Below are 22,619 nucleotides of genomic sequence, written 5' to 3' on the forward strand. Positions count from 1 at the left end.
CAATCAGTCTTGGCGGAGGGATGCCTCGATTGCCTTGCAGCCCGCCTTTGTCATCAGGTTTGTTATGACGGGAGTTTTATGAAGAATACTCAGGTCGTGGGAAGATAAAGATCATCCAAATCGCCATGACTAGGGAGATTGCTGTTGGGTCTGAATGCGCTCGACTTTACCGTCATCATTCTCTATCTCATCGGCGTTACCCTGTTTGGCTTGCGCTTTCGCAGTCAAAAGCAATCGCTGCGTGACTACTTTCTGGCAGGAAATACTGTCCCCTGGTGGGCGATATCATTGTCGATTGTGGCTGCGGAGACCAGCACGCTCACGATCATCAGCGTTCCCGGCTTGGCCTACGAGAAGGACTTCCGGTTTCTGCAGTTGGTCGTTGGATATCTAATTGGACGGGCCATCGTCAGTTTCCTGCTCATCCCGCAATACTTCCGCGGCGAATTAGTCACTGCCTATCAACTCATTGAACGGCGGTTTGGGGAGAAGCTGCGCTCACTTACCGCGGGGCTCTTCCTGGCCACACGAGCGGCGGCGGAAGGCGTTCGCGTCTTCGCCGTAGCGATCGTGGTGCGCGTCGCGCTCTCAAGCCTCTTCTCCGGGCTTAGCGACTTTGCCCGCGACCTGTCAGCAATCGGGCTGGTCACGTTGCTGACTCTGATCTACACCTTCGAGGGCGGGATGGCGGCAGTGATCTGGACGGACGTCGTGCAACTAGGAATCTATCTTGCAGGCACCGTGGTCGGCTTCTTCACCATTCTTCATCTCGTACCCGGCGGTTGGGAGACGGTCCGCTCTATTGCCGGAGCTGCCGGCAAATTCCATGTGCTCGATACATCTTTCCACTTATCGACAACTTACACTCTGTGGTCGGGCGTGATTGGCGGGGCATTTCTAACTACCGCCAGCCACGGCACCGACCAGCTGATCGTGCAACGACTGCTCTCCGCCCGCACCGAGCTGCAATCCAAGATCGCGCTTCTATCGAGCGGAGTTGCGATCTTATTTCAATTTTCCTTGTTCCTGCTGGTCGGCGCGATGCTCTATGTCTTTTACCGGCTTTCACCGCCTTCAATTGCCTTCGCGCGCACGGACACTATCTTTCCCACATTTATCGTGACCCGTATGCCGCATGGCGTGAGCGGACTCTTGATCTCGGCAATTCTTGCCGCCGCCATGTCGAACCTCAGCGCCGCGCTGAACGCGCTCTCTTCCACGACAATCGTCGATTTCTACGGCCGACTCCGTCCACAATCGACGGAAGAACGCAAGGTGCGTCTCTCCCGCGTCGCGACGATTGGCTGGGGGGTGGCACTCTTTGGGCTGGCATTGCTTGCCCGCCGCGGAGGCAAGGTGCTGGAGATGGGCCTTTCGATCGCTTCCGTCGCCTATGGTTCGCTGCTAGGAGTCTTTCTCCTTGGTGTGCTCACTCGCAGAGCGTCAGAACGTGGCGCGATGGCAGGAATGCTCTTTGGATTTCTGCTGAATCTCTATCTTTGGCAATTCACCAAGATCGCCTTCACCTGGTATGTGGTCTTTGGCAGCATCGCGACGTTTGTGGTCGGGTACAGCGCCAGCCTTCGGATGCCGCAGCGGGGCGCACGAAACTCCACTGCTGGGACTTAGTGGAGATGCCGGCAACACTTTTGCCGGGCGATCGCCTACACTTTTCTAAATGCACACAACTCTGTCGAAGGCGCTTCTTAGGTGGTGCATATCGTTAGCTTGTGCGCTGCTGATGAGCTGGGTTGCGCATCCCACAGTTTTTGCCGAACCGCGAGGCCCTGCGCCCTTCTCCGACATCGACTCGATGATGACCGAGGCGGTCGCTAAGGGTAACATCCCTGGCGGGGTGGTGGTGATCGGGCACAACGGGAAGATCGTCTACCGCAAGGCGTTTGGATCGCGCTCTCTCGAGCCTCTTCGCGAGCCCATGACCATCGACACGATCTTCGATTTGGCGTCGCTGACCAAATGCATCGCAACCACTACTTCAGCGATGAAGCTGCTGGAAGCGGGACGCATCCGGCTCAACGATCCGGTGGCCGCCTATCTACCGGAGTTTGCTCAGAACGGCAAGCAAGACGTAACGGTCAGGGATCTGATGACACATTATTCCGGACTTCCCCCGGACCTCGATCTGCAATCTCCGTGGCAGGGCCGCGAAGCCGCATTTCAAATGGCGATGCAGACGAAGCTGCAGGACCCGCCAGGGTCTCGCTTCGTCTATAGCGATATCAATTTCGAGACGCTTGGCTTTATCGTCGAGAAGGTTTCCGGCATGCAATTGAATGAGTTTGCCGAAGCAAATATCTTTGCCCCGCTAGGCATGGCCGAGACACGCTTCTTGCCGCCGAAGGAATGGCGGCCTCGCATTGCTCCTACAGAGTACGACGAACACGGAGACATGCTGCGCGGGATCGTTCATGATCCGACCGCTCGGCGAATGGGCGGTGTTGCCGGTCATGCGGGATTGTTCTCGACGGGGGACGACTTAGCCAAGTTTGCAGAGGAGTTGTTGAGCGGCCATCGGGTGTTAAGCCTCTCCGCAGTGGTTAAGATGTCCACCCCCCAGCAGCCGCCGAATGCGGCGAGCCTACGCGGCCTCGGTTGGGACATCGATTCGCCCTTCGCAAGCAATCGCGGCGAGTTGCTGCCAGTTGGATCCTTCGGACACACCGGCTTTACTGGAACTTCGCTATGGATCGATCCGGTCACGGATACCTATGTCATTCTGCTAACCAATGCTGTGCACCCGCATGTCGGCAAGTCGGTAGTCTCGCTGCGGGCACGATTGGCTACGGCGGTGGTGGAGTCGCTCCAACTAACGGTTGGCGAAGAGGAAAAGCTGGCGCTTGCCCGGATCACCGGTTACAACGAATCGCAGATGGCTGCGCGCCGCTTGAGCGTTCGCGATGGCGATGTGAAAACCGGCATTGATGTACTCGAGGCGCATAACTTTCGCGAATTGCAACCAGATCCGAGCCGCCCGGTACGAATCGGCCTGGTGACTAACCAGACCGCTATAGACTCTCGCGGACTCCGAACCCCGGACGTGCTTTCCCGAGTGCCGGGTTTGCAACTCACGGCGATCTTCAGCCCCGAGCATGGCATTGCGGGTAAGCTCGATACTACCGATATAAGCCAGTCACAAGATGCCGCGACCGGTGTGCCCATCTACAGCGTCTACGGGGAGAGCGATGCCAAGCGCAGGCCCTCCGATGGTGCCATGGCGAGCGTCGACACGATCGTTTACGACATCCAGGACATTGGGGTCCGGTTCTACACTTACGAGAGCACTCTTGGATACTTTCTCGAAGCGGCGGCCAAGGCGGGCAAGCAAATACTCGTGCTGGATCGCCCCAACCCGATCAATGGCGCGTTCGTACAAGGGCCGGTGGCCGACGCGGGCCGAGAATCCTTTGTCGACTACTGGCAAACACCGGTACGACATGGAATGACCATCGGCGAGTTGGCAAAGATGTTCAACGCGGAACGCTCCATTGGCGCGAGGCTGGCGGTTGTGCCGATGGAGGGTTGGATGCGAGGCGACTGGTTTGACTCGACCGGCAAGCTGTGGATCGATCCCTCCCCAAATATGCGTAGCCTGAACGAGGCGGTTTTGTACCCTGGAATTGGCATGATCGAGGCGACCAACATCTCGGTCGGCCGGGGAACCGACACGCCTTTCGAGGTTGTGGGCGCGCCGTGGATCGACGCCGTAAAACTGGCAAGTTACTTGAATGCCCGAAAAATAGCTGGAGTTCGTTTTGTGCCAGTGTCCTTCACGCCAAACGCCTCGGCCTTTGCCAATGAAAAGTGCGGGGGGGTGAACCTCATTTCGACAGATCGAGATGCCGTCGACGCGCCCGAGCTGGGATTGGAGATCGCTGCGGCGCTACTCCGGCTTTATCCGGACAACTATAAGATTGCACCGCTCGACACGCTTATGCTCAACCGAACCAGTATGAATTCGCTCGCGGCGGGTGAGGATCCGCGGCGGGTAGCTGAGGATTGGCGCGATAGCATTCAGAAGTTCCAAGAGCTGCGAGCCAAGTATCTGCTCTACTGAGAACATTTAAAACATTCAGCTCAATGAGGCCAACACTTGAAACTACAGAGTAGAACGGGGCGACTCTGGCCCTTGGTGATGCTGATTTCGATCTCTGTCTGCGCCGCGGCGCCGGTGCAGCTCGATCACAAGGGAGAGCGTTGGGCGGCGGCTACGCTTCGCAAAATGTCTCTCGAAGAGAAGATCGGCCAATTGATCATGCCCTGGGCACGAATCGAGTTCATGAATGTGAACAGCCCCGACTACCTGCTGCTGCAAGACGAGATGAGGAAGTACCACGTGGGCGGCTTCGGCGTCACCGTCTTCACCGATGGCGGTGCGTTGCTGAAGAGCGAACCACTGGAGGCGGCGGCACTCACCAATGGCTTACAGCAGGAATCGAAATACCCGCTGCTGTTCGCGGCCGATTTCGAACGCGGCCTGGCGATGCGACTTAACGGGGCGACCAGCTTCCCCGCGGCCATGGCATTTGGTGCTGCCGCCGATGTCGGCTTAGCGCGCGAACTTGGCAGGATCACTGCTGAGGAGTCGCGGGCGATCGGCGTGCAATGGAACTGGTTTCCGGTGGCTGACGTGAATTCTAATCCGGCCAACCCGATCATCAACACACGCTCGTTCGGCGAAGACCCGGAGCAGGTGGGAGCAATGGTTTCCGCTTACATCGCGGGGGCGCGCGGAGCGGGGATGCTGACCACCGTCAAACATTTTCCCGGGCATGGAGACACCGACACAGATTCTCATCTGACGTTGGCCCGCGCCAACGCCAGCCTCGATCGCCTCAACAGCGTCGAGCTCGTGCCGTTTCGTGCAGCCATCGCCGCCGGTGTGGACTCGGTGATGATTGCACACATCACCGTACCCTCCATCGAGCCCGACCCTAATCGGCCGGCAAGCATCTCGTCGAACGTCGTGACTGAACTTTTGAAACAGAAGCTCGGCTTTCAAGGCCTGGTGGTGACGGATGCATTGGACATGGGCGCGTTGACCCGGGTCTTTCCCGGCACACCCGCGCAGGTCTCGGCAGCCGAGGCCGTCCAGGCGATCCAGGCCGGCAACGATATGGTGATTATCCCCGCTGACCTCGATGGCGCCTACAACGGGTTACTGGACGCCGTGAGAAACGGAACGATAACGCAGAAGCGAATCGATGAAAGCGTTTTAAAAATTCTGCGGTTGAAGGCGTCGGTTGGCCTGGAGCGCAATCGACTGGTGGACATTGCGGCAGTGCGCAAGCAAGTCGGCCGGCCGGAAAATATCGCGATCGCACAGACGGTTGCAGATCGGGCAGTGACGCTCGTCTCCGACGCCAATCGGCTTGTGCCGCTGCGAACCGCGAGTGGAGTGGTCGCAGTCATCTTTAGCGACGAGGCGCAGGGTAGCGAAGGAGCCAGGACATTCGCGCGCCAACTGCTTCAGCGGGTGCCGGATGCAACCGTGTTTTATGTCGATAGCACGAATTCGGGTTTTGTCGCTGACGACGTCTTGGCCGCTGCTCACAAGGCAACAGCGGTCATCGCCCTAGCCGAGGCCGTGCCTAGGGCGAGGCGAACTACGAACGGACAATCAGCGGGTTCGGTAGGCCTCGATCGAAGTGCAGCCGAGTTGCTGGCGAGCATCGTGAAAGATGCGGGGAACAAAACGATTGTCGCGGCATTTGGCAATCCCTACATCGGGGTCGGAGTGCCGGGCATCGGGACTTACATCTGCACATTCTCGAATGTGCCGGCATCCGGAGTGAGTCTTGCGGCTGCCCTGTTTGGCGAAATCCCGATGCGAGGGCGCTTGCCCATCAGTCTTCCCGGCATAGCGAAACGGGGCACGCAGTGAGGTTTCCGCATCGAGCGGTCACAGACCAGGTGCTCTCGGGCAAGGTTTCGCTCTAGAGCCTTGATCTTCCACACAACCGAAACTCCTGAGAGTTACATCGAGCTGATGCGGAGATATCGCTTGATGTCCGGTGCTACGGCTGCCAAGATCAAAATCGCCATCACTCCGACCGTTATACCTACGAATTTGAATGCCATCGTTCACCTCGTTCGAATTTATGCTGGACATACTTCCACGGCTTCCGTGATACGGACGATTAGATCGTCGACCATTGCAGCGGCGCCGTCAATTGTCGACTCCACAATTTGCGAAAGGCCCATACGTCCTTCCAACTCGTCGCCGAAATCATACGGTTCACACCCGACTATATAGATCCTGGCGGTGACTTCTCCCATGGAGAACGCGAGCTGCAGTACACGCAAAGGGTCCATTCCATGCGGGTTCATCTCGACGCCCACTTGCGGAGACTTCTTCGCGTCGATCAGGTCCGGCTCAAGCAAATAGAGTGTGCCCGCCGGCCCGCCACGCTGCAGGGCGTCCACTAGAATCACAGCATCCCATGGATCGAGGAGAGCGTAGGCGAAATCGAGGCCGCGAATACCAAAATCGACGACCGTGACACCTTCCGGCAGTTTGCGCTTAGCAAGCGCGCGTACCGTCTCCACACCGAAAGCGTCGTCCCCCAGGAAGACATTTCCCACCCCGGCAACCAGGATCGAGCGCTTCACGCCGTCTCCGGCCTTTCGGTGGCGTATGGCTCGACTTCCATGGGAGCGAAGAAGAAGCGGTGCCCAGGCTGCCGCATCATCCCGAATTCACGACCGGGATCGTCGTCGAGCACGACCGCCAATTGGATGTTGTCCTCGAAATCCTGCTCGATGGCTTCCACCAGCGCGATCTTTCCCTTAAGAGCCATGTCGAGGATGTCTGCATTTTTTCGCGGCCATAGACGCACCCGATCTCCAGCTCTTACCTCGATACCCCCGATGCGAACACTCTTCACCGCGGGTCTATCAGCCAGTGGATCCCACTCGCCGAGTCCAAAGTCTCCCGGCCGGCCTTCAGAACTCGGCCGCATTCCTCGAATCGCGCCGTGAACCTTCGACAAGAAATCCTCCGGCAGAGTCTCCGTCCGCTCCAGGATCTTCCGCGCTCGATCATCGACAGTCCGCATCTCCTGCTTCTCCTCCTCAGTGAGTGTCAGGACGCGCAAAGCGAGCATTTCGTCCATTTCGGTGCCATCGAAGAAGTCTCCTTCGCTCTCCGGCGCGATTTGGGGGTAGTCGTAGAGGATGATCGGCGAGCACAGCATCATCGACCGTTGTCCTTCCTGGCCGACTAGTACTGGGAACACACCATCATTGCGACAACCGGCCACAGCCTCTTGCACGTTCTCGGGCGGGTCTAGCAGAGAGATGAATTCTCCTCTGGTCACGCCAAGCAGAAGATGGGCAGAAATGAAGGCTTGAAGCATGGCTTCGTCTCGGGAGCGCTCCGGCGAATCTTCTAAATGAGTAACGTTTGCAACTTCAAGCGACAGTTTATGTATCCTCGCCTGCACTGCTTCCGCCTTGACGATGACTTGGCCAGAAATGTGACGCGCGAGCGATGCGGCGCAAGCTTCGTCCATTGAAGCTGGGCTGGGAGCCTCGAAATGAAAACGATGATGAAGGGGTTGATCGACTAGGTCGTTTAATCGCAAATCCTTCAACTCGTAAGAACGTTCGATACCCTCATCCCACTGGCTGGCCGATTTTTTCTGCTGACGAAATAGCTGAAGAAACCGTATGCGCACATCCACGGCGGCGTTTCCGTCAGAGCGAATCAAGCACTCGGTCCGTAAGCGATACGACTCAACCGGACGCTGCGACTCGGCGTACTCGCGAGGATAGAGGGTCCCAAAGTTCCATCGCTGCACATTTTTTGTAGAAGTGGCACGGTAGGGATAGAGCATGTATCCCTCGTAGAGAACGGCTGCCGCGATTTTTTCCGCATCGGCAAAGCTCATACCGTCACCTCGTTCTTTTGCTCGCTGGCCATCAGCCTGTCGAGCACCTGCTCCCAGGTGGGGATGCCTTGACTCACTTTGAATTGATATAGACGGTCGAACACGTCTCGTTCCAGGCACAGCCATGCCGAATTTGGATAATAGAGATCCATCATCTCCTTCCAGGTTGCCGCTGAGAGACGATAATTTGCCTCGCGGTTCCAGGGCACCTGCGCGACTTGCAGGGCGCCTTCCTCCCCGCGATAGAAGACGGTCCCGCTGAACAGCACACAAAGCGGAACCTCCCCGCCTTCGAGCGCGTGAAAGTACTTCGTAGCCGCGACATTGAAATCGAAGCTGCAAGGCAACTGCAGATCGACCAGCACAGTGTCTGTAAACGCTGGAACGGAAAGGTTGACGTTCATCCAGAGCAGCGAGCGAACTGTCCTGCTCCAGCGCTCCGGCTCACCAAAGAGGTCCCGCAGCTTCTTCTGCTCTTCCCCGGCGTACCGTCGACGAGTCGGCTCTATTTGTACCTGGCAATTCAGCGAGAGCGTGTGAATGGGTTGGCTCGCGGTATCGGTGATCCGCAACTTGAGCGCAAGCGTCGGGGCCGCGGCATACGGAATTGCCTGGGCACCCTCGATCTGAAAGGCGAGGTCAGGCACGCGCTGCCTCGGGGTGGCGCTCGATGTGACTGGAGCGGGAGCGCAGGCCGCTGAAAAGCTCCTGAATGTGTCTCCACACCTCGGTTCCGCCGGAGAGGCCTTTCCAATGCATCCGTATGATGCCGACGAGGCGAAAACACTCGTCGATAGGAACAATAAAGTAGGACGGCTCTGCGCTCACGCGATCCACCAGGAGCGCCTCAACGTCAGGTTCCAGGGTTTGCAGCGCATGATTCTGGGAGCGGATCTCCTCCCATGAATCCAAGCTCAGCAGCGATTCGGTCGCACCGGCAGGGCTTGGATACATGGCGACCATTCTTCCCGAAGCGCTGTCACGGTAGAAGAAAGCCAGGTTAATGGGAATCATCAGAGCTTCCCATTCTGCGTCCGTCATCTGAAATTCCGGCAGCAGAGAAATCCTTCGCGGGATACGGAGATAGCTCGCCCCCATTTGCCCACAGAAGAGCAGTGAGCAGGCTTCGCACGCGCAAAGGATTTGTCGGCGGACCGGCTCGAGCAAGTGCGCATGCAGCGGGGCAAGTTCCGCGCTGCAAAGCTCGCATTTCTCCGTAGTCGATCTCCGCCGCGTGAACTGCCGCAGGACTGACGGGATCGCGACGCGCTCCGAGTTGAAACTGGGAAGGTCACTCATAAAGACACCAAGCGGACGAGATTAGGCAGGCGGTGCATTCGGCATACGCGGATCAATCGGGCCGCGTTGCTCAAGGTTGATTCCGGTTGCTTCCCTGGCTGGGCGGCCGCCGGTTTTGGTTGCGACTGGTAAAGGTCGCGCCTTCTCTTCTGTCGTGTGCATGGAGTTCCTCTTGAGATAGAACGCTCTTTATTTGAGGACTACAAGGTTGCTTGAATTCGCGATACTCTCACTCTTCTCGACGACTAGTTCAACGATGTCGGGGGCCGCTTCGTAGAGCGCATTTTCGACGGCATCTTTCAAGGTGATCGATGAGGAAGGACAACTCCCACAGCTTCCAAGCAGCTTGATGCGCACGATTCCGTCGACCGCGCCGAGAAACTCAACATTCCCGCCATGCGAACGCAAATAGGGCCTCACATTATCGAGCGCTCGCAGAACTCTGGTCTCAAGAGGATCAGGATGCAAGCCATGGAGAAGAAACATGCTGGAAACAAGGTTGTCTTCCACAGCCGTGTTCAGGGCCTGCTCGCCGGCGGAGGTTTGAGCAAGGCTCTCGAGGAGCCGCTCCAGGCCGGCTCCATGAAGTTCGACCACGCTCTGCACAAGCTCCAGCGCTATCGCTCTAAGTTCCGGATCGGCGCAGCGGTCGAGTTTGCTTACCAGCTTCTCGACCCGCTCGGTATGAATCTGAAACTCACGTTTTTCGGGCACTCCGAGAGTGGAGTTGACACTAGCCGCCATCATTCGTGTCCCATCACGCCGAACATCGGGGAGTGCTTTGTCTCCAAGACCTTTCCATCGCCCAGATACATATGAACGCCACACGGCAGGCATGGATCGAAGCTCCTGACTGCGCGCATGATGTCGATGCCCTTAAACTTTTCGGGCCCGTTCTCTTCAAAGATCGGCGTATTCTGCACCGCATCTTCGTACGGTCCGGGAGTTCCATAGATATCGCGAGGATTCGCGTTCCAAGGCGTCGGAGGATAAGGATGATAGTTGGCGATCTTTCCGTCCCGAATCACCATGTGATGAGAAAGGACCCCTCTCACCGCTTCATGGAAGCCGCAGCCAATCGCCTCTTCGGGAACCTTGAAGTCTGTCCACGTTTTAGTGTGGCCGCCATGCAGCTCCGCGAGCGCCTTCTCGACGAAGTAGAGCGCCGTGGCCGCGGCGTAGGCCTGGAAGTAAGTGCGGGCCCGATCGCGTTCGATGGCATTGCTCCACTGGGGAATCTTCCACTCGAATTCCGTCTCCGGCTTCATCGCGGTCTTCGGAAGATTGATCTTCACGCTATGGCCGGTCGCCTTAACATATCCGATGTCGACAATCTCCGACAGCGCTGTCGACCAGAGGCGTGCAATCGGACCGCCTCCAGTGTCGAGCGCGAGATGGTCGCCGGTGCGCTTGTCGAGCCAGCGCGGCGACATGACCCAGGTGTAATTTCCCTTGAAATCACGCTTCTGAGGACGAGGTATAGTGGTCTGATTCCAAGGGTGGTTCTTGTCGATGGGATTGCCCAGCGGGTCTTTTGAAACGAAGGTCTCCGCGCCTTGCCAATCGTCATAAAACGAGCTGCCGAGCAGAATCCGCATATTCAGGTTGATGTCGATCAGGTCGTTGGTGACCAGCTGCCCGTCTACCACAACGCCCGGCGTGACGAACATCTTCCGGCCCCAGTCACCCATGTTCTTGTAGGTGTAGTCACAATACTCGGGATCGTTGTAAGAGCCCCAGCAGCCAAGCAGAATACGACGTTGTCCCACCTTCTCGTAACCGGGCAGCGCCTCGTAGAAGAAATTGAAAAGATCGTCATGCAACGGCACTACCTTCTTCATGAACTCGACATATTTCATTAACCGGACTAGATAGTCGGTAAACAGCTGGACAGTCGGAACCGTGCCGACGCCGCCCGGGTAGAGAGTTGATGGATGAACATGCCGTCCTTCCATCAGGCAGAACATCTCCCTCATCAGCCGGCTCATCTGCAGCGTCTCACGATAGAACTCGCCGGTGAACGGGTTCAACGCCGTCATGATTTCGGAAATCTTCCGGAATCCGTGCTTGTCCGCATTGGGTGCGTCGGTGTGCTGCGCCTTATCCCACACGCCGGGGTTAGTTTCCTTCACCATCGTCTCGCAGAAGTCCACGCCGACCAGGTTGTCTTGATAGATGTTGTGGTCGAACATATATTCGGCGGCTTCGCCTAGGTTGATGATCCATTCGGCAATCGGCGGAGGCTTGATGCCGAAGGCCATGTTCTGCGCGTACACTGCACACGTCGCGTGATTGTCGCCGCAAATACCGCAGATCCGGCTGGTGATGAAGTGGGCGTCACGCGGATCCTTTCCCTTCATGAAGATGCTGTAGCCGCGAAAGATCGAGGAGGTGCTGTAGCACTCCGCAACCTCGCGATTTTCAAAATCGATCTTCGTGAAGATGCCAAGACTCCCGACGATGCGAGTGATCGGGTCCCAATTCATTTCGACCAGGTTGCGCTTCTTGCTAGGATTTTCCGGAAGAGTCTCGAGTACGGTAGCCATTGCGTTAGCGTCCCTTCTATTTCGAAGCTTTGCGTGTGCTGTTGACCGAAGCGCAGTAGTTCAGAAAACTCGTGTTCGACAAGGTCGACCTTAGTACGTGTTAGGACGATAGCCGGTGGTGAGTTCCGTCCTTGGATGTCGCCACTTCGGTTCCTTGTTGACGGTCGCATTGGTGATGCTGCGCAGCGAACGAATCATATGCCCGTAGACGGCAATGGTTTTAGTCGAGAGTTTTGCGCCTGGTGGCTCATCCATGAACGGCATGAACTTATCCGGAAAGCCGGGCATGGTGCATCCAATACAGATACCTCCGACATTTGGACAGCCTCCAATGCCGCGCATCCATCCCCGCTTAGTGACATTGCAGTCGACCACCGGCCCCCAGCAACCCAGCTTGACCAGGCATTTCGAGCTGCCATACTCTTCAGCGAACTCGCCCTGCTCGTAGTACGACCCGCGGTCGCATCCTTCATGCACCGTCTTGCCAAACAGCCAGGTTGGCCGCAGCTGTTTGTCGAGCGGGATCATCGGGGCCATCCCTGCCACCTGGTAGAGCAGATAGAGGACCGTCTCCATGAAGTTATCCGGCTGGACCGGGCAGCCCGGCACATTCACAATAGGAAGCCCTGCCTTGGACCGCCAATTCCAGCCTAGATAATCGGCCAGCCCCATGCACCCTGTGGGATTGCCCTCCATGGCATGAATTCCGCCATAGGTCGCGCAGGTTCCAATCGCTACGACGGCCAATGCTTTCGGGGAAAGGCGATCGATCCATTCGCAGGTCGTGATCGGCTGGCCGGTATCCGGATTGGTACCGACGGCCGCCCAGTAGCCTTCCTTCTTAATCTTTTCGTTCGGAATCGAGCCCTCTACCACCAGCACGAATGGATCAAGCTCGCCCTTCTCCGCCTGGTAATAGAACTTCATGAACTCGTCGCCGTTTTCATAAGCCAGCACGGGATTATGCAGATGGACCTTGGGCAGCCCGGGAATTGCCCCAAGCAGCACGTCTTCGATGCTCGGCTGCTCGGCCGCGGTGATCGAAACGCTATCTCCGTCACAGCCTAGGCCTGCCGTAATCCACACGATGTGGACATCGGTTACGGCCGACGACTTACCGTTCGAAGTCCCTGTCATAAGACCCTCCTGGGAATGCCTCCGCGCGACCGGCGTAGGCGGGTCGTGGCGGTTTTGCTCGATCGATGCTAGAGAGATTGTTGCTACGGAAGGAAACGGGCGAAATCAGACGGAGGAGAATCTCTTGCAACGGCGGACGCGAATCGAGAGCCGGCGAAGACCGAGGACACGAACCGGGATTGGGTGCGCAACAGCTCAAGAAAGCCCCCAACGCATTGCAAGATGGAAGAAGGAAACCGCTCCGCCACCAACGCGTGACAACTTACTCCGCATTCCACAACGAAGTCAAACTTTATCGTTTTTCGCCGGTTTTTCCGCGTCGTCTGCTCTACGACGGCAGGAGACCCAGAGCAGACGAGGACAGGCCAGCGGATGACGGATCAGTCGCCAGAATTCGCATAGGCAGGGAGATGCCTCGTAAACCTGTTCGAAACCGGATTCCGCCCTTTCAGCTCAGCCGGTTTTCTCAATCACTGCCTGAGGGTGTTGGGCGTACTCGGCCCAGGAGCCGTCGTATAGGGCGACATGCTTCGCCCCAGCGATCTCAAGGCCGAGCAAAACGACCGCCGCGGTAACTCCTGAGCCGCAGGTGGTGGTGATCGGCCGGCTGAGATCGACGCCCTTAGTGGCAAAGAGCTCGAGAAGCTTGTCTGCAGCCTTCAGCCGCCCGTCCTCCAGCAATTCGGTATATGGGACGCTGGTAGCCCCTGGGATGTGTCCGGAGCTTATACCGGGTCGGGGTTCAGGAGAGGCGCCATCAAAGCGACTGCGGGAGCGGGCGTCGAGAATCTGGGAACGCTCCGCAATCAAATGCTGAACCTGGCTGAAACTACGCACGGCTTCCGGATCCAAGGCAGCATTGAAAGTGGCAGCCGTCCGCTGGACCGGACCCGACTCCACCGGCAATCCAGCTTCGACCCAGGCACGCAGTCCTCCGTCAAGGATTCGGACATCTTGTGCTCCAAAAGTGCGCAGCATCCACCAGGCTCGCGGCGACGAGAAGACCCCCTCCTGCTCGTAGAGGACAATCGTCGCTCGATCTCCGATGCCAAGCGCGGACATGTCGCGGCCGAAGGAAGCGGCTGAAGGCAACATATGGGGCAACGGCGTCGAGTGGTCAGACAGTTCGTCGATATCGAAAAAGACCGCACCTGGAAGGTGCTTGTCGAGGTACCGCGCCCGAGTATCGACCTTTGGATGCACGCCGACTGGCGGCAGGGTCGCATCCACAAATATCGTCGCCGGATCCCGCATCCGGCCATTGGCCCAGGAAGGTGAGACGAAAGGATTCATCACGGACAGCCTACTACCCTCGCGTAAACGAGAGAAGCCGATCAAATCTCACACTGCAGATGAGGCAGTCTTCGCATTCGGCAGAAAAGCATTCCGGCGGCAACGAGCTCCAGATAAGACTCCGATCTCTTAGCCTTACGAGAAATCAGAACCGAGAAATCAGAACCGAAAATCAGAACAAAGATCGTATTTTCGGGGTAATCGCACGGTCGAGCGAGTCGAGATCCTTGGTCTCCCCACCAACTCCTACCCGTTCAAACAAATTCCACTTTTCCGAAAGGGTCAGCGAATCGCCTGGCGAAACGATTCGTCTCGGGCCAAGCAGCTCTACTTCCATGAAGCTGCCCTCGACGTATACCTCGTTGTTTACGTCATAGTCGGGGTAGGTTGCGGTGTCGTCATGGGAGAATCTCTTCACGAAGAGGGTGTCTTTCACCAGGTGAGCGCACCAATTCTCCTTGTTACGAAGTCCGAATTTCTGGGAGTTCGGCAAATTCGGATCGGCGCGCAGCAGGATATATTTGAGTCCAAGCGTGAACCGCGGATCCTGCAGGTCGGTGAACGCGCACAAGGCGAGCGGCTGAGTAGCAGGAACATACTCGTCATGCGTCCGGAAGGGCACCCGCGGCACGATGGCAGTACCGCTTTGCACCACCGTGATGGCCCAGGCAGCAATGTCGACAGGCCAGAGATTATGGCTGGTGATGGTGTGTACCAGCTCCACCTCAGTACCACTCGCTGCCAGCTGAATGCGCATCACTTTCTGCATGCCGGCGGCGTCGGTTGGCTGCGAGAGCACAATTCCCAGCTCCCCCTCGCGGCGGTGCTCGATCGGCCCATTATCGGGAGCATAGGTGGCAGGAAAGACCTCCGGCCACACCCAAAGGCGGTGACCTCCATAGGGCTTCCAGGTCCCCAGCGCCGTCTCTTTCGAGCTGTCCGGGAAATGGGCGAGAAGGTTCTCGCCATTAGTCGGTCCGTAGAAAAGAATTCTGGGACCGACCGCAGTGGTGACGATCACATCGACGGCGCCATTCGAGAGCCTGATGCAGTCAGGCAGTCCCATATACGAGAGTGTTTCCATGTTGAGTCACTTGCTCCCAGGTTGGATTGGCGAGTTGCCTAAACCGCAGTCCAGCCACCATCGATCAACATTGTATGTCCAGTGATGAGCGATGCGGCGGGCGATGCGAGAAAGACCACAGCTCCGGCCACCTCTCGCGGCTCTCCGATACGATGGAGCGCAGCGACCTTGTTCACTGTCTCTGCATAAAAGTCTGGAGAGGAGAGGACAGGCTCGGTTCCGGGCGTGTGGATGAAGGTTGGCGCTACGGCATTGACATTGATGTTGTACTTGCCCCATTCCACGGCTAAACACTTTGTCAGGTGGACGATTCCTGCCTTGGTCATGCAATAAATCGACTCCGTCGGCAATGCAACGAATCCTGCCTGGGAACTCATGTTGATGATGCGGCCGCCATTTTGCCGCTTCATGACCTCGCCAGCCGCCTGACATGCAAAGAACGTGCCTTTCAAGTTGATCGCAACGGTTCGATCGAAGTCGTCTTCGCGAACATCGAGCGCCAGGTTCGTCGGGGCAATGCCGGCATTGTTCACCAGGATATCGAGCCTGCCGAAATGATCGACCGCAGTCGAGATTGCACGTCGGATCTGCTCCTGATTTCCCATGTCCATTTGTAACGGAAGCGCTCGGCCGCCCAGTGCCGCGACCTCGTCTACGATGCCGCTATCCTCGGTAACATCACGCAAGCCAAGCGCCAGGGAGGCGCCCGCTTCTGCGAGCGCCAAGGAAATTGCCCTGCCCAACCCGCGAGCAGCGGCGGTAACGAGTGCAACCTGTCCATCCAGCGCGAACGACGGTAGAAATTTCACGAGACCTCAGTCTGTCATTTTCCTGGTTCAGTTCGTTGTCTGAGCTAGATTACTACTTTCCTACTCTGCCTTCTGAAGAGACCTCTTCCAAACTTGCAAATCTGCCTGGCCGCAAGAGGAGCGTCCATGGAAGTAGAAGAGAATAGCAGGCATAGAAAAAGCCACCTAAACTCTACTCTTGATTGATTTACGAGCTGCGAGCGGGAAATGTAATTCGAATGTCATTTCTCCTGAGCATGCGTCTGATTGACTCCGGAAGGGGTCACCATAGGGGTGGCGTGGTCAATGAGGTGTAAAGTGGAAAGCATTGCCGTGAGTGAGAATCAAGGTACGATCCTGATCGTCGAGGATGATCCCCGAATCCAAAAAGTGCTTTACCGTCTCTTTCACGACCAAGGATATCAGACGGAAATTGCGCCCGACGGCCAGGCCGGAGTCGAATCCTTCCAATCCTGTTCACCGGTTGCGGTCGTGCTCGACTTGATCTTGCCCCGGCTCTCCGGTCTGGAGGTGTGCAAGCACATCAAAAGAGTCTCTCCAGAGACACCGGTGCTCATGCTCAGCGCTGTCAGCGAAGTTGTGGACAAGGTTCTGCTGCTGGAACTCGGCGCGGAAGACTACGTGACTAAGCCCTTCAGTCCCCGCGAACTGCTGGCGCGTGTGCAGGCCAGCATCCGCCGCCGCCGCAAACCGGAGCCAACTCTCACTTACAAGTTCGGCGACTGCGAGATCGACTTTCTCAAAATGACCGCGAGAAAGGATGGCGGAAAGATCACTTTGACCGCCCATGAGTTCAAGCTCCTTCGGTTTTTCACCGAGAATCCAGAGAGGGTATTGAGCCGTGATGAACTGCTTAATGTGGTGTGGGGCTACAACTCATACCCCACGACTAGAACCGTGGACAACCAAATCTTGAAGCTGCGACAGAAACTCGAATCGGACCCTGCAAATCCGCGGCATCTGCAAACGATCTATGGCGCTGGCTACAAGTTCGCCCCCTGAGGGACTTGCGCGCTTATGGCGGTTTTCCGGGGTGTTCGAACTCGTGTTCTGCTGATCGCGGCACTGATTGCTGTCATTGTGACCGTGACTGGCGGCAGCCTGCTCATTGTGCGGGACCGCGTTCGCCGCCAGGTCGCGCAAGATCTTTCAGCAGACCTTACCCATTCTTTGTCTACCTTCCAGAACATCCAGCGGCAGCGCCGTGACGTTCTTATCCGCGAAAACGAATTGCTGGCGGATCTGCCAAGTCTCAAAGCGCTCATGACCACTGGCGACAAACGAACCATTGCCGACGGGGCAATCGATCTTTGGAAGGTCAGCGGCAGCGACCTCTTTGCGTTAGTCGATGCCTACGGACGAGTGCTGATCGTTTATACAAAAGGACGTCCTCCATCCGAGACCCTGGTTGAAGCGCTGCAACAAACGATGACCCGCCCGCAGGAACATTACCTGACTGCGGATGGCAGGCTCTTTGACTTCTCGATGCGCCCGCTTTACTTCGGGGGCGAGGCTCAGGGCACTCTGTTGGGGTACGTGATCAGTGGGTACCAGATCGACCGGAACGTCATAGGATTGATCGGACATGCATCAGGAGACGATGCGGCGTTTCTCGCCGGGCCCAACATCGTAGCAAGTACGCTTTCGCCCGAGTTGCAGCAGGAGTTACTGCTGAAGTTTCCCTCTTTGCTTTCCACCGTCAGCGGCCGAAATGCCGAGGTAGTCTTGGGAGGAGACCACTATCTTGGGACCGGGGCAGACCTGTCAGGCGAAGCGGAAGGCCAACTCCGACTGGTGGTGCTCAAATCCTTTGCACAGGCGAATCGATCGATCCGGGAGATCAATCGTCTGGTCTTACTGCTCGGAGCGGCCGCTCTGGTACTGGGTACGCTGCTCATGATCACTCTCTCGCGCATCGTCACCGAACCGCTCGAATTGCTGGCACAAGGGGTTCGCGCCTTCGGCTTCGGCAATCCCTCCCATGGGCTTCCCGATAACGGCACAAGAGAGGTGCGCGAACTCAGCACTGCATTCGCAAGGATGCGCGGCGAAATCATAATGACAAATCGCGCTCTTCTGGACTCTGAAAGATTAGCAACCATCGGCAGCATGGCAAGTTCCGTTTCGCACGACCTGAGGCATTACCTGGCCGCCGTCTACGCCAATGCCGAGTTCCTCTCTTCCGCGCGCCTTTCCCAGGAAGAACGGGTGGAACTCTTCGAGGACATTCAACTCGCGGTGCATGGCGCAACCGAACTTCTCGATTCATTGTTGATCTTCAGCAAGACCGGGGTGGCCTTTCATCGCGAGCGGGACTCGTTGCTAAGGATTGCCGAGAAAGCCGTTTCATTGCTGAAGGCCCATCCCGAGGCGGAAGGAGTGTCGATTAAGATGGAGTGTGACGATCCTTCGGGTGGGTACGCTCTGGTCGATCCAAAGCAGATGCAGCGGGCTATCTACAATCTACTGTTGAACGCTTGCCAGTCGACTCACCGGACTCCGCCTCCGAGAGAGGTCTCCCTCGTCATATCGAACGCGGGTGATACCGTATCGGTGACCATTACAGACTCGGGTCCGGGCGTTGCCGAGCATATTCGAAACTCGCTCTTCGAACCTTTCGTCAGCGAAGGCAAGCAAAGCGGAACTGGCTTAGGGTTGACCCTGGCCCATGCGGTCGCCAAGGAACATGGAGGCACAGTTACCCTGGTGAGCACACGACCGGGCGAGACGGTCTTCCAGCTCTCATTGCAGTTCAACTTTAGTGGTGTCGGGGCAACGACGCCATCGTGACAGCAGGACGCGAAAGAGCCGACAACGGGAGGAACAAGGCAATGAATTGGCAGCGGTCTTGTATGACGATCGCTTTGTGCCTGGTTGGCATCGGCCCGTCGCCCGCCCAGCAAATTACCGAAAAGCCGACCCTCCCCCCAGTCGCTATGCAGCAACAGATCGAAAAGCTTGCCGAGGCGGTGACACTCGAGGAGGCGGAGGTCAAGTCCTCTCAGCAGCAGATCCAGGCTCTCCGGGAGCAGGTCGCAGCCCTCCAGGAACAATTGGCGGCATCGCGAGCTTCGCCGACTGCCCCGTCCAGCCAGGCGGGGGATAACCCGGTCGGGAGGCTCAGCGCCGCAGTAGACGCACTTCATGAGCAACAAGACCTTCAACAAAGCGAGATAGCGACCCATGAGCAGACCAAGGTCGAGAGTGCGTCGAAGTTCCCGGTGAAACTCACCGGTTTGATCCTGATGAACGCCTTCACAAATTCGACTGGTGTCGACGTGATTCAATCGCCGACTCTGGCGACTGGCGGGGCCGGCACCACTGGTATTACGTTGCGACAAACCATCCTAGGTTTAGACGCGAGGGGGCCGCATCTGTTCGGCGCCAATACTTCAGCAGATGTCCGCGTGGACTTCTTCGGTGGCCTAGGTCAGGCGAACTACGCAGCGGAGGGAGGCACTGCGAGACTCCGCACCGCGCATGTCGATCTGGCCTGGAAGCAAACGCGTGCCTTCGTCGAGATGGATCGTCCTATCATTAGCCCAAACACGCCAAGCTCGCTTACAGCCGTAGCTCAACCCGCGCTCGCCTGGTCCGGCAACCTATGGAATTGGGTGCCACAAATCGGCGTAGAGCAAAGCGTGAAGCTGGACCCGAGTTCATCGATGAAGGTAGAAGCCGCAGTAGCAGATGTACCCGATCCGCCCACAATTGGCGTCAGCACCAGCGCGCCTCCGGCAGCTAGCCTTGCAGAACAGAGCCGCTGGCCAGGTAGTGAAGCCAGGATCGGCTACTCTCGTGAGAATGGCCTGGAGGTGGGGGCGGCCGGTTACTTCAGCCCACACTCGGCGGGGAAAGACTTTCGCTTTGACGCCTGGGCAGCAACCATCGATTATCGTGTGCCGCTCATCGCCCACCTGGAGGCGAGCGGCAGCCTCTACCGGGGACTGGGACTAGGAGGACTTGGCGGCGGAGCCTTTAAGGATTATGTATACAGCCAACCCGGCAATAACTACAGCTATCGCCCACTCGACGATGTCGGAGGATGGACGCAGTTGAAAGCTCGAGCGACTGAGCGGATTGAGTTCAACACGGCATTCGGCATTGATAACGCTTTCTCCAGCGAGCTAAAGCAATATACAGCTGGCGGATCGGCTAACTACCAGAACATGGCGCGCAACGCGACGCTTTTTACGAATGTCATTTTCAGCCCAACTGCTTACACTCTCTTTTCCTTCGAGTATCGTAGGATCGACACCTCTGCCGCAAGTGGATCTCACCTTCTCGCGAATATCTATGGCGTCGCTGCAGGCTATAGGTTCTAGACGATGCGGATCAATAGGAAGTTCACCGTCCGCTTCGCTAAACTGGCACTGCTCGGCCTTGCGCTCGCAACTGTGCAGCGGTTTTACGCACAGAACCTGACCGAGGTTTCGGGCCAGATCAAAGAGGCTGTCAATGAAGATCCGAAGCGCTCGGAGCCGCCAACAGCCGTCTGGCTCACCCCGCTTCGCCCCGGTCGCGCGCCAGTTCCAGCCGGGAGCCATGGCTTCACGCTTCTTCAAAAAGACAAACGTTTCACGCCGCACCTGCTGATCATTCCTGTCGGCAGCGTTGTGCACTTCCCCAATCGCGACCCGTTCTTCCACAACGTCTTCTCGCTCTTTGATGGACGTCGCTTCGACCTTGGGCTCTATGAAGCCGGATCAAGCAAGGACGTTACCTTTAACCGCGAAGGCGTTTCCTATGTCTTCTGCAATATACATTCTGAGATGAGCGCTGTAATCATCGCGCTCGCTACGCCTTTCTACACGCAACCGAATCTGGACGGGCGATTTCGCATTCGCGACGTTCCCGCAGACGATTACATGCTGCACGTGTGGGTAGAGGGCGAAGATCAGGCCGTGTTGGATAGCCTCAAACGTAAAGTGCATATCTCCGGCACTCATCTTGATCTGGGATCAATCATACTCCCGAAGCGTCCTCAGGTTCCTAACTCGCATGAGAACAAATATGGGCAGAGTTATGATAATCCAGAGCCCGCTGCCTATTAGTCAATAATAGGCAGCGTCGCCGTTGGCGATGATGCTAACCCGGGACGCTAAGTTACAGGCCAACTTATGCAAGCGAGTGATGGAGAACGACGTGTTTGTCTCGTCCGCGCGCCTCTTTTGCTAGCTGTTAGCGAGTCATTCCAGGTTCATCTAAAAACGACAATCATCTGACATGTTCATGACAATTGGCATAGCTGGCGCAACTACCTTCTGGGTCAGGGCCGAGTTATTGCCTTGTTCGAATATCGAAGTTGAGGAAACATCATGGAAGAGTCAACGAAAAGCACGAAACGTCCAGTCAATCGCCGCTCCTTGATCAAGGGCGGATTACTGGCGGGGGGCGCCGCTACTTTGGGCGTCGGGCTACTAGGAAAAACCACACCGGCGTTCGCTCAAAGCACCGGCGGTTCCTTGAACAAGGGAGACATTGCAATTCTGCGCTTCCTGGCTGCGGCAGAATTCATCGAGAGCGACCTCTGGGTCCAGTATGCTGAACTGGGCGGTATCGGCGATCAACTTCCTGTTGAAGTGAATCCAAACCAGTCGATGAATGCTTACCAGTCGGCGCTCTCGAACCTGGACTCCGATGGTCCGCAGTACATCACCAGCAACACGATCGACGAGATCAGCCATGCAGCCTTCATAAATGCATATCTCGAGTCGAAAGGCGCAGACCCGATCAACCTGGATCAATTCCGCACTCTCCAGGGCAGCACCGCTACCGGAGCCCAGAACATCGGCCGACTCACCAACCTCTTGCATCTGAATGTCGACACGAGCTGGTTCGTCCGCTATCGCAGCGCAACGAACCCCGACTTCAACGCCACTTTCCCGCAGGCAATTAACATCACAAACCGTCCTGCCATCCCCGCCACTGATGCCGACTTCGAAGGCGCCAGCCACATTCAGGCCATTGCCAACACCGCGGCCTTTCACTTTGGCTCCATCGAGCAAGGCGGTTCGAGCCTCTATGCTGCCATGAGCAAGAAAGTATCGAGCGCAGAGGTATTGGAGATCACGCTCGGGATCGGTGGCGACGAGATCGCTCACTTCCTGGAGTGGGTCGACTTCGCAGGCAACGGAGTTCAGGCGCCTGTCGCTCCCGTCACCGACAAAGGACTCACTTTCCCGAACTTCTTCACCAACCCACCCAACCCGCTCCTTCAACCCAGCTTGATCTTCCCCGTTCCCTGTTCGTTCATCCATCAGGATCTTCCTAAGGTCTCGGTAATCCGCCCTATCGCCGACAGAAACGCAGGAGCGATGGCCGCAGTGGCAGGCCTTACCGCTAGCGGGCTTTTCCTTGGACAGAGCAAGGAGTTCTTCAGCACCGTACAGGCCCTCGCCGCTGAGGCAGACGCAGCTATTCGCCAAGTCTAAATGCCTAGCCGTAGATACGAAAAACAGCTATAACTACGAACGAAATCTCCCCAGTATCTCCAGGTGCGGCTTTTCCAAGCGGAAGAGCCGCACAGCGTTTTCGGGCG

The 22,619-nt window shown here is 57.1% G+C and carries 20 protein-coding genes; 8 read left to right on the top strand and 12 right to left on the bottom strand.

What is annotated here, in order from left to right; translation table 11 throughout:
• Positions 1-144: 144 nt before the first annotated feature.
• The 3 genes from ACPOL_RS04470 to ACPOL_RS04480 all read left to right on the top strand — a co-directional run bounded on the left by ACPOL_RS04470 (position 145) and on the right by ACPOL_RS04480 (position 5,902).
• Positions 145-1,629: a sodium:solute symporter gene (locus ACPOL_RS04470; protein ID WP_236657233.1), complete on the top strand. Its 1,485-nt coding sequence runs from the start codon at positions 145-147 to the stop codon at positions 1,627-1,629.
• Positions 1,630-1,741: 112 nt separating this feature from the next.
• A complete protein-coding gene (locus tag ACPOL_RS04475; protein ID WP_236657234.1) occupies positions 1,742-4,075 on the top strand; it encodes a serine hydrolase in 2,334 nt (777 codons plus the stop codon).
• A gap of 36 nt (positions 4,076-4,111) precedes the next feature.
• Entirely contained in the window at positions 4,112-5,902 is a 1,791-nt protein-coding gene (locus tag ACPOL_RS04480) for a glycoside hydrolase family 3 protein (protein ID WP_150132908.1), read from the top strand.
• Between the two features lie 92 nt (positions 5,903-5,994).
• Here the strand turns inward: ACPOL_RS04480 and ACPOL_RS36060 are convergent, their stop codons facing one another.
• From ACPOL_RS36060 to ACPOL_RS04530, 12 genes are all read right to left on the bottom strand, one after another.
• Positions 5,995-6,099, bottom strand: a complete 105-nt coding sequence (locus tag ACPOL_RS36060; protein ID WP_414633335.1) for a DUF6893 family small protein — start codon at positions 6,097-6,099, stop codon at positions 5,995-5,997.
• Between the two features lie 18 nt (positions 6,100-6,117).
• On the bottom strand, positions 6,118-6,630 hold the full coding sequence (locus tag ACPOL_RS04485) for a hydrogenase maturation protease (protein ID WP_114205994.1): 513 nt from the start codon (positions 6,628-6,630) through the stop codon (positions 6,118-6,120).
• Positions 6,627-7,910, bottom strand: coding sequence for a hypothetical protein (locus ACPOL_RS04490; protein WP_114205995.1), 1,284 nt, complete (start codon positions 7,908-7,910; stop codon positions 6,627-6,629). Before ACPOL_RS04490 ends, ACPOL_RS04485 begins: the two co-directional genes overlap by 4 nt.
• The gene (locus ACPOL_RS04495; protein ID WP_114205996.1) at positions 7,907-8,557 is read right to left on the bottom strand and encodes a DUF6084 family protein; all 651 of its coding nucleotides are present in this window, start codon (positions 8,555-8,557) and stop codon (positions 7,907-7,909) included. The genes ACPOL_RS04490 and ACPOL_RS04495 overlap by 4 nt, the downstream gene beginning before the upstream one ends.
• Positions 8,550-9,209, bottom strand: a complete 660-nt coding sequence (locus ACPOL_RS04500; protein WP_114205997.1) for a DUF5947 family protein — start codon at positions 9,207-9,209, stop codon at positions 8,550-8,552. The genes ACPOL_RS04495 and ACPOL_RS04500 overlap by 8 nt, the downstream gene beginning before the upstream one ends.
• A 21-nt stretch (positions 9,210-9,230) precedes the next feature.
• Positions 9,231-9,371: a hypothetical protein gene (locus ACPOL_RS33425; protein WP_161557209.1), complete on the bottom strand. Its 141-nt coding sequence runs from the start codon at positions 9,369-9,371 to the stop codon at positions 9,231-9,233.
• Between the two features lie 27 nt (positions 9,372-9,398).
• Positions 9,399-9,956: a NifU family protein gene (locus tag ACPOL_RS04505; RefSeq protein ID WP_161557210.1), complete on the bottom strand. Its 558-nt coding sequence runs from the start codon at positions 9,954-9,956 to the stop codon at positions 9,399-9,401.
• The gene (locus ACPOL_RS04510; protein WP_114205999.1) at positions 9,953-11,755 is read right to left on the bottom strand and encodes a nickel-dependent hydrogenase large subunit; all 1,803 of its coding nucleotides are present in this window, start codon (positions 11,753-11,755) and stop codon (positions 9,953-9,955) included. The genes ACPOL_RS04505 and ACPOL_RS04510 overlap by 4 nt, the downstream gene beginning before the upstream one ends.
• Before the next feature lie 90 nt (positions 11,756-11,845).
• The gene (locus ACPOL_RS04515; protein WP_114206000.1) at positions 11,846-12,892 is read right to left on the bottom strand and encodes an NADH-quinone oxidoreductase subunit B family protein; all 1,047 of its coding nucleotides are present in this window, start codon (positions 12,890-12,892) and stop codon (positions 11,846-11,848) included.
• Between the two features lie 453 nt (positions 12,893-13,345).
• Complete coding sequence (sseA, locus tag ACPOL_RS04520) at positions 13,346-14,185, bottom strand: 3-mercaptopyruvate sulfurtransferase (protein WP_114206001.1); 840 nt, start codon at positions 14,183-14,185, stop codon at positions 13,346-13,348.
• 172 nt (positions 14,186-14,357) lie between these two features.
• Complete coding sequence (locus ACPOL_RS04525; RefSeq protein WP_150132909.1) at positions 14,358-15,269, bottom strand: hypothetical protein; 912 nt, start codon at positions 15,267-15,269, stop codon at positions 14,358-14,360.
• 38 nt (positions 15,270-15,307) lie between these two features.
• The gene (locus ACPOL_RS04530) at positions 15,308-16,078 is read right to left on the bottom strand and encodes an SDR family NAD(P)-dependent oxidoreductase (protein WP_114206003.1); all 771 of its coding nucleotides are present in this window, start codon (positions 16,076-16,078) and stop codon (positions 15,308-15,310) included.
• Positions 16,079-16,390: 312 nt separating this feature from the next.
• On the opposite strand from ACPOL_RS04530, the gene ACPOL_RS04535 reads away from it, so the two are divergent.
• The 5 genes from ACPOL_RS04535 (at position 16,391) to ACPOL_RS04555 (ending at position 22,512) form a co-directional block, all read left to right on the top strand.
• Entirely contained in the window at positions 16,391-17,080 is a 690-nt protein-coding gene (locus ACPOL_RS04535; RefSeq protein WP_236657235.1) for a response regulator transcription factor, read from the top strand.
• A gap of 15 nt (positions 17,081-17,095) precedes the next feature.
• Positions 17,096-18,868: a HAMP domain-containing sensor histidine kinase gene (locus ACPOL_RS04540; protein WP_114206005.1), complete on the top strand. Its 1,773-nt coding sequence runs from the start codon at positions 17,096-17,098 to the stop codon at positions 18,866-18,868.
• A 41-nt stretch (positions 18,869-18,909) separates the two neighbouring features.
• Entirely contained in the window at positions 18,910-20,403 is a 1,494-nt protein-coding gene (locus tag ACPOL_RS04545) for a hypothetical protein (RefSeq protein WP_236657236.1), read from the top strand.
• Between the two features lie 3 nt (positions 20,404-20,406).
• Positions 20,407-21,132 (top strand): cupredoxin domain-containing protein, encoded by a 726-nt coding sequence (locus ACPOL_RS04550; RefSeq protein ID WP_114206007.1) that lies wholly within the window; start codon positions 20,407-20,409, stop codon positions 21,130-21,132.
• A 264-nt stretch (positions 21,133-21,396) separates the two neighbouring features.
• Positions 21,397-22,512 carry a ferritin-like domain-containing protein gene (locus tag ACPOL_RS04555; protein ID WP_114206008.1) on the top strand — a complete coding sequence of 372 codons (1,116 nt, stop codon included), beginning with the start codon at positions 21,397-21,399 and terminating at the stop codon, positions 22,510-22,512.
• Positions 22,513-22,619: the final 107 nt, after the last annotated feature.

This window comes from Acidisarcina polymorpha (assembly GCF_003330725.1).
In the GTDB taxonomy this organism is placed as follows: Bacteria; Acidobacteriota; Terriglobia; order Terriglobales; family Acidobacteriaceae; genus Acidisarcina; species Acidisarcina polymorpha.